Origin of the sequence: Vasconcelosia minhoensis LEGE 07310 (genome assembly GCF_015207255.1) — a bacterium.
GTDB classification, from domain to species: Bacteria; Cyanobacteriota; Cyanobacteriia; order Phormidesmidales; family Phormidesmidaceae; genus Vasconcelosia; species Vasconcelosia minhoensis.
The window spans coordinates 20,977-35,129 of sequence record NZ_JADEXG010000025.1; the positions used below are offsets into that span (position 1 = coordinate 20,977).

Genomic DNA, 14,153 nt, shown 5'->3' on the forward strand with positions numbered 1-14,153 from the left:
CAGGAGCCGCGCCCCCGGAGCAACTTCTCCCTATGGCTCTAACCAACCTCGACCCTGCCAATCTGCGCGAGTTTCGGAGGCTGATGATATCAGTCAAGGCCAGCACTCAGCGGCTCAATCTATTGCTGGCTATCTGTGACGATCGCAGTCTGCAAGACACCCTGGTCGCGGCCTACGAATCTGAGCTGATAGCCCAGGAGGTCATGCCTTTTCGAGCCTGGCTCAACCTGAAACAGCCCAGCCTACGGGCCACGCTAAAAAATCTGGTCGCCCAGGAACCAGTCCTCCAGACGGGAGAACCGGCTGTGGTGACGGTGCTCAACGCCAGCGAACTGCTGGGAGTGCGACTGACTGACGATAAGTCAGAACAGGAGCGCTTTTTCTTTTCCTTACAGTGGACCCGGGGAGCGTTGATCCAGTTTGAATTTCCGGTTGTGCTGTGGCTGTCCAACGCCCTCTCTGATCGGTTAGCACAGCAAGCGCCTGACTTTTGGAGCTGGCGCGGCGGTATGTTTGAATTTGCAACCCAGCCCCAGAACCGTTCTGAGCATCGACCGCGATCGCGGCCGATGCGCGAGGTTGAAACGCCTGACAGATTTCGCCATTTCTCGATTGAAGCGCAGCAGCGGCAAATCGCTCAGCTGGAACAGACGGCACCCGAGTCGCCGCTGCTAGTGACGCTGTATAACCATCTAGGTAAAGCCCATGAGCAAAAACACGCCTATGAGCAGGCAATGGAGTTTTATGAGAGAGCCTTAGCGCTAGCAAAGTTAAACCACAATTCAACTGGGCAGGCTAGATCCCTCAGCAATATGGGGGATTCGCTGCATCGCTGCGGGAAATCGGTGCAGGCCCTCGACTTTTACGAACAAGCACTGACCCTTTATCGCGAAGACAAAGACGGCTGGGGTGAAGAACTGGTTTTCGGAAAGTTGGGATTAGTCTACTATTCCCTAGAGCATTATCAGCAGGCTATTGATTTGCTTCAACAGCAGGTGGAGATTTCTCGTGAGATGGGCGATCGCGCAGACGAAGCAATTCTACTCGGTAACTTAGGGTTAGCCTATCATTCGCTAGGGCAATATCAGCAAGCCATTGAATTACTTCAGCAGTCGCTGGAGATTTCCCGCGAAATCGGCGATCGCAGCGGCGAAGCCTTTGCCCTGGGCAATTTGGGAAATGTGTACGCTGCTCTGGGACAAAGTCACCAAGCAGGCGAACTCCATCAACAGGAATTAAAGATTTCCCGCGAGATAGGATGATCGCTGAATTACGCTCTTGGGACGAACGATTTTAACGTGCGAGAAGGAAGCGTTTGACCCGAGACTTAAATCGTCGGTTCAGCTTAAACGCCTGGCTGAACGGTAAGCGAGTAGGCTGCGAATGCTGCTACATGGCAAGCTGTAGCAGCATTCGCAGCAGCACATTTGCCCCGTTTTCTAAGTCTTCAGGGGTCGTGTACTCGTCAACATTGTGGCTAATGCCGCTAACGCTGGGGACAAAAATCATTGTGGATGGTGCCATGGCAGCTATCAACCCGGCATCGTGGCCCGCGCCGCTGGGTATTCTCTTAACCGATAAGCCTAGCCCAAGGGCTGTCTGCTCCACCCTGTCAATCAGATTGGGAGCAACCGCTACTGATTGCATAACGCTGTTTGGCCGAGCCTTTGGACAGCTCGGCTAGCTGTCTGCGCTATTGGAAGCAGCATCCCCAATAGCGCAGACAGCGTTCTAGGATTCAACCTGGAGGCGAGGCGTTGCCGCTACCGGATTGCGCAGGTTCCAAACGTTGGGGGAAACCGCGATCGCAGTCTCATAGATTTTCTGGAACTGCGCTTCTGTTGCATCTCCTCGCACCGTCAGCGTCCAGTCCAGGGCCTGGAATCCGGGAGTCACATTGGCATCCAGACCAAAGAATCCGCGCAGGTCTAGCTGGCCACTGCTTTGGATATCTACCTTCTCCAGGCGAATCCCTTCCAGGGTGCAGAGGACCGTAAACGTCGTCATCAGGCAGGCATTGAGCGCTGCCAGGATGACCTCTTGGGGATTAGGACCAAGGTTCGTGCCACCGGCTTCTTCTGGTTCGTCAATGACCAGGTGGAAGTCTCGCTCAATCGTTTCATTGCCTAAGTCAAAAGACTTCACCCGAGCAATTGAGCGGCCACCCTCGACCCAGGTCGTCGATACGCGAAAGGCCATTTTTCCCTGACTGGCATCGGCAGCGACGGTGTCAGCCAGTTCCTTTAGCACGTCAGGGTCGAGCCCATTGAGCGTAGATGTCAGCTGAGTTGTCATGATTAAGCTCCTAATGAATCATAATTAAAGGGATGTTGGATGGCTGGGGCTTAGCTTAAAGTCTGGGCAACCTTGGCAATCCGGTCGTAACCTCTAGGGCTAAGCGCCTGTAGCGTTTCTAAAAATTTGGGATGGCTCATCCCAGAGACTAGAAAAACCTGCTGATAGGACGCCGCCTGAACCTGTTGGATCACTGCTTTATCAGCCCAGAATAACCGGCAGGTAGCCCGTTCCAGGCTGCCAATGTCGAGCTGTACTTGGCTCATCAGCCCGGTGCGGAGGTACTGGATGATGGCCAGATAGTCATCAATCCCAGCCGCGATCGCGCCTTGCCTACTTGCTGCTGCGACTGTCCCGGTTATGCCAAATCAGGTCAACCAGGGTCGCATCCTTGGAAACCTCTTCAGGCGTAGAGACCTGCTCCTTGGCAATGGACTTGCTTTGGCTATCCAGGTGCTCCAGGCGAGTGGATTGGATACTTTCAATGCCTTTGCTCTGGTTATCTAGGTGTTCTAGCCGGGCCGACTGGATGTTCTCGACAGCTTTCGACCCGCCCCGGTCTAGCACCTCATAGCGCCGCTGCTGGAGGTTGATAGTTCCGTAGTCGGCGGCCTGGGCAGCTGGCATACTGGCAGCGGCGGCAATGGTCATAGCAACGGCGGTAAAGAAATAGCGTTTCATGATGGGTCTCCTCAATGGGTAGGGGGTATTTGCTTCGATAACCCCTACCCTAAGGACCAATCGGGAAGTTCTAGAGAGGGAAAAAGACTTTTGATTCGTGCCATCGATCGAGCTGATTCTGCAGCCAGCGCCGTCGTAGACAAGCGGGTGTCGTGAGTCATTCACGAGCTCTGGCTAGACCGTGCTGCGCTCCTAGCGGGAAATCTGGCTCAGATCTTGCAGGGCTTGCAAAGGGGGCTAGTGATTCCTGAGCATCTTTGTCGCTCAGCTCTGACCGGATAAACTGATGAAATGACTTGAGCAGCTGTACCAAGTCTATCTATGTAGTATCTTGCTGCTTTAACCATGAGCTAAGCCAGGCTGGAACGGGCGCTTGAGCGTAGTCAATCACAACCTCATATCCGGCTCGGTCATAAACCTGATCCAGCAGAACATGTAGGTCAACGACCGGCTCGCTATCTTCGGCCTTCAGCGGCAGCGGAAATTGAGGAATTTCATCGGGTAGGTTAAAGGCGTACAAGTCTGCCTGGGGACGCAGTTCACTTCGACTGACCAAAATTCGGTAGTGGCTTTTAAGCTGCCCTGCTGCTAGCGCCATCGGTTCACCGCTGCGGAGCAGGTCAATTTCAATCAGATGGGTACGGCTGCTCAGTATTTCTCGCCGTTTCTCTTCATATGCATTGCGTCCCGTTCCGGAGCGTTTGTTGGTAGGTGACAGCAGCTCAACTGCTGCCACGACTTCCCCTGTGTCAATTTCCTGGATTTGCAAATAGCTTTCGCGGAGCTCAAGCGGCATTGGGACTCTAACCTTCATCGGGCTGGCAGGTTTCATCGTTGCCACAGTATTTTGGGCGGCGATTTCTGAGGCCAATCGCTGCTCTAAAGTGACGTCTGGGATGCCGATTAGCACAGCTTCGTCCCCCTGAAGATCATAGACCCGTCGCTCAATCGCCGCTCGGTATTTCGGCATCAGCTGAGGATTTAGTCCATCGGCGATGGCCACAATCAGCCGACTATGAACCTCTGGCCAGAGCGTCGGATTCTCCAGATAAGGATTCATTCCCGGAAACGGTGACGGCATGCCTACCCCTCTATCAGAAGCTTCCCTAAATCTGCCATAACATCCGCTGGAATGCTCATGCATAGAATCTAGAATTAAGTAATCGGGCAGCCGGAGGCGACGCTGCTCGACAGGTAGGTAGAAGTGGCCTTATCCCCGAACTACGACCTGGGCAATCGCGTTTTCCAGCATTATGAAGCCTTGACTTCCTATAGTTTAGCCAGCCGTATGTAACAGCATTGTCAGCAGCGGCAGGCAGAGAATCAGTGAGCCCAAACCCAGCCACAGCCAGCTGTAGCCCGAATTTTGCACCAGTGACGGACTATCAAGTAAAACGTTAATCCGTTCTTCCAGGCGGCTGACCTGGCGTTGACTGGCGAATAGGACCCAGCCGTTGGGTTCGGGGACGGCAAACTGGGTCATTTTGAGCAGCGACTCAGCCAGTATAAGCGGCTCAACCCGGCGGGCGGCCCAGCGGTCGGCGCGGAGTTCCCGTAGCAGCAGCAGCTCCTGCCAGAGCTGCTGGGTGGCGGGCAGCCAGGCAGAAATGCGGCCCAGCCAGCCCAGCCAGAAGAACCAAAACGGGTCGCGGTAGCGGCGATGCGCCTGCTCGTGCAGCAGCACAGCTTCGACCTCCGACGGCGTTAGCACAGCGGTCAGGCCGCGGCTGACGATTAGCTCTGGCTGCCAGAAGCCGACCCGGGCCGCGAAGGGAACGGCGCTGTCGAGCTGGCGGCCCGGCTGATTTTGAATGATGACCGGCGGGAGAGCGCAGATTTGCTGGCGCGATCGCATCCCCAGCCCAGCCAACCAAGCTAGGACCCCCAGCGCCATCCCAATCAGCCCCAGAGCAACCGAGTAGCCCAGCCAGCCCACCGGCAGCCCCAGCATGTAGCCGCGCAGCCCCATCGCCAGGACGGCCAGGGCGGTCGCTAAAATTAGCAGCGGCGGCAGGGCAAAGCTGGCTAGCGTCCGCCGCCAGCGGGTTTCCCAAGCTAGATCAGAAGACGGCCGCCGAGGGAATAGCCGCCCGGGACCGGCTTTTGTTAAGTCGGCCCGCATCGTTAGCCGCAGGCCGACCGCGATCGCGGTGCTGAGCAGTAGCAAAAAACCGTGCACTTTACGACTCCTTCCTGGCTTGGCGGATGGCGTTGAGTCGCTGCGCGATCGCGTCCAACCGCTCAATACTATCGCTGTCCAGCTCATCGGCAAAGGCGGCGACAATGTCGGGATTGCCGATGGCGAGCAGTTGCTTCAGCTGGCGGTAAGCCTGCAAAACCTGGGCATCTCGCTGCGAAACCAGCGGCTCCCAAACAAAGGCCCGCTGCCGCTTGTGTCGCTTGAGCCAGCCCTTTTGGGTGAGCCGATTCAGCACCGTCGTCACCGAAGCATAGGCCAGCTCGCGGTCGGGGTCAGCCAGAATTTGGTCGTGGATTTGCCGGGCCGTAGCGCTGCCCAGCTGCCAGAGAATGCCTAAAATTTCGGCTTCCAGGGAGCCTAACGACAGCTTTTTAGGCGAGTTGGGCAGAGGAGCCATGAGAGTATGCAAGCCAACCTTATTAAGGGTATGGACTTGCCGGGCTGCTGTCAAAAGACAGACTGTCGCTGTTAAGTCGCTATTAATTCGCCTTTAATCAGCAGTGGCTATATGTGGCTATATAAAGATGTAGGCTGATTCTCAGCTCACCGATCGTTTTATGTCAGATTTGACATAATTTTAGAAGGCGATGTTGCAACCCGGCCTGCCAATAATGGTTGACTTTTCAGTCGTCATCTGTACTTACAATGGCGCCTCGCGGCTGCCCCAGGTGCTGGAACGGCTGCGATCGCAGCTGTATACCCAAACATTTTCCTGGGAGGTGCTGATTGTCGATAATAATAGTCAGGACGATACGGCTCGCCTGGTCCAACAGTATCAGGCCGACTGGCTGCCAGCGGTACCGCTGCGCTACGTCTTTGAGCCCAGGCAGGGGCTGGCCTATGCCCGCAGGCTCGCAGTACAAACCGTGGTCAGCCCGCTGATCGGCTTTTTAGACGACGATACCTGGCCCGAAGACACCTGGGTCAGCGCAGCCTACCAGTTCGCCCAGCAGCATCCCCAGGTAGGCGCTTTTGGTAGCGCCATTCGCGGCAGCTACGAGGTGCTGCCGCCGCCCAATTTTCAGCGGATTGCCTGCTGTCTGGCGGTGATTCAGAGAGGGGCTGAGCCCTTTCAATATTCGGCTGAGCGCGGCGTGCTGCCAGCCGGGGCCGGGATGGTGATTCGGCGGCGGGCCTGGGTGGACTGTGTGCCAGAGCAGCCCAGCTTGACCGGCGTCTGCGGTAGCAGCCTCGACGCCAAGGGAGAAGATGTGGAAACGCTGTCCTATCTGCGCAGCGGCGGCTGGCCAATCTGGCACAATCCCCACATGCAGCTTTTTCATCGCATTCCCAAGGCGCGGCTAGAGCGGGGCTATCTGCTAACCCTCTTTCAGCGCATCGGCTACAGCCGCTACCCGCTGCGGATGGTGCGCTATGCCGCCTGGCAGCGTCCGCTAATGGTTGGACTGCACGGAGCAAACGACCTGCGAAAGGTGATTCTGCATATTCTCCACACTCGCCAGCTCACCGATCTAGAGACGACCGAAGCCTGTGAACGGATGCTGCTCTACAGCAGTCTGCTGAGTCCGCTCTATCACTGGCAGAGTCAGATTGGTCAGGGCCTGAGCTGGGTGCCTTTGCAAGCTAGGTTGAGAGCCAAATTGAGGTCTCGGCTCGGGTCTGGTCTGCTTCAGCGGCTGTGTTCCTAACGCCGTGCCGCCGATTGCGTTCTACATTCCGCCAACTTTCTGGCCACCTGAGCTGCCGACCAGCGCGGAGCAGAACTGGGCCGGGTTTGGCTTGGGTATCTATGCCTGGACGCTGCAAACCTACCTGCGGCTGCGGGCGGTGGGTTTTCCCTGTGAGCTGGTGGACCGGCTGCCCGCCGAAGGGATTGTGCTTTTTCACAGCAATGCGGCGCGGGCGACGCAGCCCCGACCGTCGGCAAAGCGACTGCTGATATGCCTGAAGGCGGAATCCTATCCCTACCCCTATGCCCAGCTTCAGGTGGTACAAAATCCAGTGGAGGCGTCTGCCCGATACCATCGCTACTTCACTCCCCACTGGCCGCAGCCGGGGCTAATGGCGCGATCTCAGTTCCCAAATCAGTCCCCAGGCCGCCCAGACCGCTTTGAAACGGTCGCCTTCTTTGGCCATGCCAACAGCCTCGCCCCCGAGCTGCAAACCTCGGCTTGGGAGGAGGCGCTGGCCGAGCTGGGGCTGCGCTGGCAGCCGGTAATCAACACCAATCACTGGAATGATTTTGCCACCCTGAGCACCGACTGGAATGACTATCGCGCCATCGATGCCATCGTGGCCGTGCGCAGCTTCAGCGCCTGGCAGCAGTGGCTCCAGGGCGGCTACCGGCACAAGCCCGCGACTAAGCTCTATAATGCTTGGCTGGCAGGAGTCCCGGCTATTCTAGGTCCAGAGGTGGCTTATCGAGCGGAACGCCGCAGTCCGCTGGACTACCTAGAGGTGACTTCGATGCCAGATCTAATCGCTCAGCTGCGACAGCTCAAGTCTGATTCAGGATTGCGTCAGGCCATGGTGGTGAATGGCCGCGATCGCGCCTCTGCCTACTCTCCTGCCGCTATCACCCAGCGGTGGCAGCAGTTTCTCGAAGCCGTCGCTATCCCGGCCTATGATCGATGGTGTAAGCAGCCGGCCTGGCGGCGGACTTATCAGCTGCTGCCGTCTGTTTATGACAGCTACCGCAGCCGCACAGTGAATAAAGCCAGCCGCCTGCTAATAAAATTCTCTCGCTGACCGGCCTATGCAGATTTACTACTACCAGCGCCGCGATCGCCAGCCTAATTTTGGCGATGAGCTCAATACCTGGCTGTGGCCCCAGCTCTTACCGGGCTATTTCGATGACGATCCGAACAGTATCTTTATCGGCACCGGAACATTGTTGAACAATCTTTTTCCAGAGCGGGTTTCAGCTGCTGAAAAAGTTGTCATTTTCAGCACCGGTGCCGGGTATGAACAGCCGCTGCAGGTGATTCCACCCCATTGGCAAATCTGTTGCGTTCGCGGCCCGCTCTCGGCTCAGCAATTGGGGTTGCCATCCAGTAAGGCAATCGCCGACGGCGGTATTTTAGTCCGCTTGCTGGTTCAGCCAACCACAGAAAAACAATATCCCTATAGCTTTATGCCCCATATTCACCACGCTGACTTTGCCCAGTCGGCCTGGCAGCGCATTTGTCAGGCGGCGGGAATTTGCTATGTCGATCCGCGATCGCCGGTAGAAGAGATTTTGCAAACGATCAATCAAACTGAGGTACTGCTGGCAGAGGCAATGCACGGCGCGATCGCGGCAGATGCCCTAAGAGTGCCCTGGATTCCAATTGTGACCAGCCCGCGGATTCTGCCTTTCAAGTGGCAGGACTGGTGCGCTTCGATGGGGCTGACCTATCGACCTCAAACGCTGCCGCCGCTGGTTGACTATCCCCGCTGGGGGCGCGGGCTGCGGTCAGGGGGGCAGTCGGCCCGGCACTGGCAGCGGAGTTTGGTACAGTCTCCAGTCGCGATCGCGCAGTACGGCCTCAGTCCTAATGAAGCGCAGTTTGCCAAAATAATATCTCAGATTGCTGAAACTGCTGCCCCCTGTCTCAGCTCAGACGCCATCATCACAGAGCGGACGGAGCAGCTCAAAGCCCGATTATCAGCGATACCCAACCCCAATGGCTAAGGGCACGGCGCTGACTGATGCGCAGGAGATACACCGCGGCCTTCGCATTCAAGACAGCGCTGTTACCTGTCGCCTTACCGGATCTGCAATCTAAATACTCAGGGATGAGTCGTCGCTTCACTCCAAAAATGCTATCCGGCTCATCAAAGGTCACAAATGCTAGGCTGAAGGGGCTCTGGCCCTCCTCTCCGTACCCGTTTAGGATAAAATATAGGGGAAAAATTTGAAACCAGGCTAAGCCTATGACCGTTCGAGAACCCCGCTATAGCAAAGAGGAATTTTCTCGGCGAGGCAAAGAGCTCTACGAGACTCAGGTACGCGCTCAAGTTGAAGATGGAAATCATGGCAAAATAGTGGCGATTGACATTGAAACTGGAGCTTTTGAGGTAGCTAAAGATAGCCTGACCGCTGCTAAGCAATTGCTTAGGCGTCATCCTCATGCCCAGATCTTTGGCATTCGGATTGGGCATCCTGCTGTGCATCGCTTCGGTTTTCGTCCTACTGCATCATGATTATTGGCAGCGTAAATGCCAAGCGAGAAGCAGTGGTGCAATTAGCGGTGTTGGGTGAAAGTCAGCGTCGGGGCATTAAAGCAATCATCGACGTTTTTAGGCAAAATGCTATTCGGCTCATCAAAGGTCACAAATGCTAGGCTGAAGGAGATCTGGCCCTTCCCTCCACTTTGTGACTGATTCCGTTTTTTCGGCTGAAAAGCGCTTATTTACCCCGGCGATGACAATCGCTGAGGCCATCCCGCTGATCTTTGCCTTCCCCAATGAATACAGCGTGGGCATTACCAGCCTGGGCTATCAGGTGGTGTGGGCAATGCTGGCCCAGCGGCCCGATCTGGAGGTCAGCCGCCTATTTACCGATGTGCAGGAATCGCTGCCTGCCCGGCCCGAGCTGATCGGCTTTTCCCTCTCGTGGGAGTTGGACTATGTGCACGTGCTTGATTTGCTGGAGTCACAAAAGGTACCGACAAGAGCGATTGCGCGTACCTACGACCATCCCCTCGTCTTTGGCGGCGGCCCCGTCCTAACTGCCAATCCCGAACCCTTTGCTGCCTTCTTCGACGTCATTTTGCTCGGCGATGGCGAGACCCTGCTAGACGAATTTCTGGACGCCTACCAAACCGTCCGCCAGGCCGACCGGCAGACCCAGCTCAGAGCCCTGGCTCAGGTGCCGGGCGTCTACGTGCCCAGCCTTTACAAGGTAACCTACAGCGCTTTAGACGGTCCGGTAGAATCAATTCAGCCGATGGATAGTGACATCCCGGCGCAGGTACAAAAGCAGACCTACCGCGGCAATGTGCTGTCGGCCTCTACCGTCGTCACCGAGAAGGCCGCCTGGGAAAATATTTTCATGGTGGAGGTGGTGCGCAGCTGTCCGGAGATGTGCCGCTTTTGCCTAGCCAGCTACCTGACGCTGCCGTTCCGTAGCGCTAGCCTGGACGACGGCCTGCTGCCCGCGATTGAGCGCGGCCTGAAGGTGACTCCGCGGCTGGGCCTGCTCGGCGCGTCGGTGACCCAGCATCCCCAGTTTGAGACGCTGCTCGACGTGCTGAATCAGCCCCAGTACGACGATGTTCGCCTCAGCATTGCCTCGGTACGAACCAATACGGTCGATTCTAAACTGGCGCAAACGCTGGTCAAGCACGGCACCCAGTCGATTACGATCGCGGTTGAAAGCGGCTCCGAGCGGGTACGCCAGATTGTCAACAAAAAGCTGACGACCGACGAGATTGAGGCCGCTGCGGTTAATGCTAAAGCAGGCGGCCTGAAGGCCATGAAGCTCTATGGCATGACCGGCATCCCTGGCGAAACCGCAGAAGACGTGGAGCAAACCGCGGCGCTGATGCTGCGGCTCAAAAAGGCAGTACCTGGGCTGCGGCTGACCTTGGGCTGTAGTACCTTCGTGCCTAAGGCCCATACGCCTTTCCAGACCTATGGCGTCAGCCGTCAGTCCGAGCAGCGGCTAAAGTATTTGCAGAAGACATTGCGATCGCGGGGTATCGACTTCCGACCTGAAAGCTATAGCTGGTCGGTCGTTCAGGCGCTAATTTCAAGGGGCGATCGCCGCCTCGCCGACCTGCTAGAGCTCACCCGCCACTACGGCGACTCGTTGGGCAGCTACCGCCGCGCCTTCAAACAGCTCAAAGGCAAGCTCCCTCCTCTAGAATTCTATGTTCACCAGGATTGGCCAATCGACCAGCCGCTGCCCTGGGACCATCTGCAAGGCCCGCTACCAAAGACGACGCTGTTGAAACACTTAGCCGAGTCGCAAGAAGCTGAGGTTTAGGCCAATTAAGAATGCCTATTGTTCCAGTTGAGCGAAGGTATGCTGAGATTTAGGACAGACTTCAAACATGAGCTGCGAGCGATACAAGCAAACGTAGAATTCTAGGGAAAAATTCATCCGCCCGTAAGTATATCTCCTCAGTTAAACGTCGTCCTGAACCGCTGGAAGCATTGATATTCGGTTTAGTACAGTCCCCCAAGCTTCGAACCTAATAATCTACCCGCGTCCTAAACTCATTCAACTTACTACCCGTCATAACCTAGCAAAGTCTCAAATACTTTGGAAGTCAAACTAAAGTTGATTGGATGATCGCACTCTATGGGCAAAATCTGCCTGAAAAGGAGTTTGCAAATATCTACCTTTGAACTTCTATACCTTGTGTCTATCATGATGCAATAGTTGGGAGCATGTCACCTTTGAGCCCTCACCCTTATATGTCAGGGCTATACAGAGTATGGCAAACCTGACATGCTCACCAATAGTTCGATGATTGACGTTCAAGGTCCAGTTCTCGGCCAAGCTGCTCTCTGCGAACCAATTCTACGGTTACTCCCTGAATGGTTTGGCATTGAAGTCGCTCTTAAGGAGTATGTCGATGAAATAGATAAGCTACCCACTTTCCTTGCAGTTGCCAAAAATCAGGTAGTTGGTTTCCTGACAGTCAAGCAGCATAGTGAATATGCCGCAGAAATATATGTCATGGCAGTTCATCCCAGCTCGCACCGCTCAGGCGTCGGCCGGCAGCTAGTAAAAATCGTAGAGCAAACATTAGATAGCAGCGGGGTTGAGTACCTTCAGGTTAAGACTCTAGGGCTGTCACATCCTGACAAGCACTACGCACAAACGAGGGCATTTTACCAGTCGGTAGGATTCCGACCGTTAGAAGAGTTTACAAACCTTTGGCCAGAGAATCCATGCTTGCAAATGGTCAAGCGGTTATCAACTTCCTGATTACCCCGTCACTCATCCGCTCCCTCACCCCCAACCGTGACCTGCTGAATTCGCAAACTGGGACCGCCGCAGCCCACCGGCAGTCCGCTCTGCCCACCCTTACCACAGCCGCCGGACTCATCCCAGAGAAAATCATCGCCGATGCCTTCGATCTGATTCAGGGTGCTGAAGACATTGCCGGAGAGGGTAACATCTCGGACCGGCTCGGTCAGCTTGCCCTGGCGGATCATCCAAGCTTCTCCGGCGCTAAAGGTAAACATTTCGCCGTTGGTCTGGCCGCCCAGCCAGTTGCGGGCATAGACGCCTTCAGTGATACCCGCGAACAGATCCTGAACCGGCGTCTGGCCGCGCTCGATCCAGGTGTTGGTCATCCGGACAATGGGCGGATAGTGGTAGTTCAGACAGCGGGCGTTGCCGGTAGGGGTTTCGTCTAGATGTCCAGCTGTTTCGCGGGAATGGAGCCGCCCCACCAGGATGCCGTCCTGGATCAGCTGAGTCGTCGTCGCAGGGGTGCCCTCATCGTCGTAAAAATAACTGCCGCGATGGCCACCGGGCGCGGCCCCGTCGAAAATTTGTAGGTTGTCTGGTCCAAACCGGCGACCCAGGGACATCACCTCCATCAGGTCTGGGTTTTCGTAGGCCATGTCGGCTTCAGACAGATGGCCGAAGGCTTCATGAACAAAAAGGCCGGTGAGGATAGGATCGATCACTACAGGATAGGTGCCCCCTTTAACCGGCGGCAGGGAAAGGGCGCTGACGGCTCGTTTAGCGGCGTCCAGCACGGCGGCATCGAGCTGCTTTAGGTCTTCGTAGCCGCTGCGCGAGCCGGTTGTTTCTCGTCCGGTCTGCACCCGCTCACCTTGCCGGGCCGTCGCCGCAAAGCGCATTTCCAGGTCTGTCCAGGCCTGTTCAATCAGCGTGCCTTCAGAAGTGGCGAGCAGCACCTGTTGATAGCTATCCTCATAGCGGACAAATCGGGTGATTACTTGCGGGTCGGCGCTGCGTAAGATCTCGTCGTAGTGCAAACAGAGGGCTTTTTTATCAGCGACAGAAATGTGGCGGGGGTCGGTGCCGGTGAGGGGCAGCTCGCAGCGGGTTTTCAGAATCTCGATCGGCGCCAGCCGGGTTTCTTCTGTGCCAATTAGGCGGGCTGCTGCGATCGCGTCTTCCACCCGGGCCGCCAAATCCTTTAGCCGGTTAAAGCTGGCAAAGCCCCAGCCACCCCGATAGCAGGCCCGCACCTGGCCGCCGACAGCAGTGCCGGTACTGAGGGTTTCGACCAGGCCGCTGCGCAGCCAGATATCGGTGCCTTCTGAGGTCTCCAGGCGAATGGCCAGATAGTCCGCTCGTGGGCGATATCTAGCGATCAGGTCAGCTATCTGGTCTTGAGCAAGCGAGAGGACAGGCATGGGAATTGGGTTGCTGAGTAAAGGATTGTATCGGAGTGAGCTGAGCAGGTAGAGTGGGCGAGTTGAATCAGCCTCCTACGGTTTATCCTAAAGCTATGACTGGTGAACTGGGTTACTCTTTACCACCGGCGATTCGCCGAATTGCTGGCGCTTTCCGGATAGTCGGCTGGATCAGCTTTTGGATCCAGGCCGTGCTGGGCGTGATATCAAGCCTGGTTCTGCTGTTTTCAGTGGCGACGCTGAGCGGTCGAGCGACCCAGGGCGAGACCAACCCGGGGACAAGTGCGGGGCTGCTGTTTGCCGTGCTTGGGGTGCTGGCGGTCTTTGCCGGCGCTTTCTGGTCGTTTCGCTATACCCGCCTCAGTCGCAAGCTGCGCACCAGCAATCCCGACCTGCGACCTAAACCCAAGGATGCGATTCGGGCAATTCAGATTGGCCTGATGATTAGCCTGGCAGGGATGCTAGTCACCCTGCTTGGTGCGGAAGCGATTGTCGGCTCACTGCTGGCCAAATCGCTGGCCCAGCCCCAGGGTAGCGCCCTATTTAACCCGGGCAACGTCACCCAGTTTATTCAGCCTTTAGATATTTTCATCGTCCAGGCCAATACCCATACGCTGGTGGCCCATTTCGCCGCGATCGCGTCTGCGCTTTGGCTCTACCGCAGCGTCAACCGCCAGTAGCCTGG

General features: G+C 56.4%; 16 protein-coding genes. 8 read left to right on the forward strand and 8 right to left on the reverse strand.

Going from position 1 to position 14,153, the window contains the following annotated elements:
- Window positions 1-32 precede the first annotated feature (32 nt).
- Window positions 33-1,262 carry a tetratricopeptide repeat protein gene (locus IQ241_RS12045; protein WP_193907416.1) on the forward strand — a complete coding sequence of 410 codons (1,230 nt, stop codon included), beginning with the start codon at window positions 33-35 and terminating at the stop codon, window positions 1,260-1,262.
- Between the two features lie 127 nt (window positions 1,263-1,389).
- Here the strand turns inward: IQ241_RS12045 and IQ241_RS12050 are convergent, their stop codons facing one another.
- From IQ241_RS12050 to IQ241_RS12080, 7 genes are all read right to left on the reverse strand, one after another.
- Window positions 1,390-1,647, reverse strand: a complete 258-nt coding sequence (locus tag IQ241_RS12050) for a M20/M25/M40 family metallo-hydrolase (protein WP_193907418.1) — start codon at window positions 1,645-1,647, stop codon at window positions 1,390-1,392.
- A gap of 84 nt (window positions 1,648-1,731) precedes the next feature.
- Window positions 1,732-2,295: an OsmC family protein gene (locus IQ241_RS12055; RefSeq protein ID WP_193907420.1), complete on the reverse strand. Its 564-nt coding sequence runs from the start codon at window positions 2,293-2,295 to the stop codon at window positions 1,732-1,734.
- Between the two features lie 50 nt (window positions 2,296-2,345).
- The gene (locus IQ241_RS12060; protein ID WP_193907422.1) at window positions 2,346-2,561 is read right to left on the reverse strand and encodes a hypothetical protein; all 216 of its coding nucleotides are present in this window, start codon (window positions 2,559-2,561) and stop codon (window positions 2,346-2,348) included.
- 67 nt (window positions 2,562-2,628) lie between these two features.
- A complete protein-coding gene (locus IQ241_RS12065; protein WP_193907424.1) occupies window positions 2,629-2,976 on the reverse strand; it encodes a hypothetical protein in 348 nt (115 codons plus the stop codon).
- Between the two features lie 319 nt (window positions 2,977-3,295).
- On the reverse strand, window positions 3,296-4,057 hold the full coding sequence (locus tag IQ241_RS12070; RefSeq protein WP_193907426.1) for a DUF4058 family protein: 762 nt from the start codon (window positions 4,055-4,057) through the stop codon (window positions 3,296-3,298).
- Window positions 4,058-4,252: 195 nt separating this feature from the next.
- A complete protein-coding gene (locus tag IQ241_RS12075; RefSeq protein WP_193907428.1) occupies window positions 4,253-5,155 on the reverse strand; it encodes a M56 family metallopeptidase in 903 nt (300 codons plus the stop codon).
- Window position 5,156: 1 nt separating this feature from the next.
- Window positions 5,157-5,573 carry a BlaI/MecI/CopY family transcriptional regulator gene (locus tag IQ241_RS12080; protein WP_193907430.1) on the reverse strand — a complete coding sequence of 139 codons (417 nt, stop codon included), beginning with the start codon at window positions 5,571-5,573 and terminating at the stop codon, window positions 5,157-5,159.
- A gap of 214 nt (window positions 5,574-5,787) precedes the next feature.
- Here IQ241_RS12080 and hpsE point away from each other — a divergent pair, with 214 nt between their 5' ends.
- The 6 genes from hpsE (at window position 5,788) to IQ241_RS12110 (ending at window position 12,059) form a co-directional block, all read left to right on the forward strand.
- Window positions 5,788-6,825 (forward strand): hormogonium polysaccharide biosynthesis glycosyltransferase HpsE, encoded by a 1,038-nt coding sequence (hpsE, locus tag IQ241_RS12085; protein WP_193907432.1) that lies wholly within the window; start codon window positions 5,788-5,790, stop codon window positions 6,823-6,825.
- A gap of 4 nt (window positions 6,826-6,829) precedes the next feature.
- Window positions 6,830-7,885 (forward strand): glycosyltransferase, encoded by a 1,056-nt coding sequence (locus tag IQ241_RS12090; RefSeq protein WP_193907434.1) that lies wholly within the window; start codon window positions 6,830-6,832, stop codon window positions 7,883-7,885.
- 7 nt (window positions 7,886-7,892) lie between these two features.
- Complete coding sequence (locus tag IQ241_RS12095) at window positions 7,893-8,810, forward strand: polysaccharide pyruvyl transferase family protein (RefSeq protein ID WP_193907436.1); 918 nt, start codon at window positions 7,893-7,895, stop codon at window positions 8,808-8,810.
- Between the two features lie 242 nt (window positions 8,811-9,052).
- Window positions 9,053-9,322 (forward strand): hypothetical protein, encoded by a 270-nt coding sequence (locus IQ241_RS12100; protein WP_193907438.1) that lies wholly within the window; start codon window positions 9,053-9,055, stop codon window positions 9,320-9,322.
- Between the two features lie 172 nt (window positions 9,323-9,494).
- Window positions 9,495-11,108, forward strand: a complete 1,614-nt coding sequence (locus IQ241_RS12105) for a B12-binding domain-containing radical SAM protein (RefSeq protein WP_193907440.1) — start codon at window positions 9,495-9,497, stop codon at window positions 11,106-11,108.
- A 468-nt stretch (window positions 11,109-11,576) separates the two neighbouring features.
- Complete coding sequence (locus tag IQ241_RS12110; protein WP_193907442.1) at window positions 11,577-12,059, forward strand: GNAT family N-acetyltransferase; 483 nt, start codon at window positions 11,577-11,579, stop codon at window positions 12,057-12,059.
- Window positions 12,060-12,067: 8 nt separating this feature from the next.
- On the opposite strand, the gene IQ241_RS12115 is transcribed toward IQ241_RS12110, so the two are convergent.
- Window positions 12,068-13,468, reverse strand: coding sequence for a TldD/PmbA family protein (locus IQ241_RS12115; protein ID WP_193907444.1), 1,401 nt, complete (start codon window positions 13,466-13,468; stop codon window positions 12,068-12,070).
- Between the two features lie 95 nt (window positions 13,469-13,563).
- On the opposite strand from IQ241_RS12115, the gene IQ241_RS12120 reads away from it, so the two are divergent.
- Complete coding sequence (locus IQ241_RS12120) at window positions 13,564-14,148, forward strand: DUF3611 family protein (protein WP_193907446.1); 585 nt, start codon at window positions 13,564-13,566, stop codon at window positions 14,146-14,148.
- Window positions 14,149-14,153: the final 5 nt, after the last annotated feature.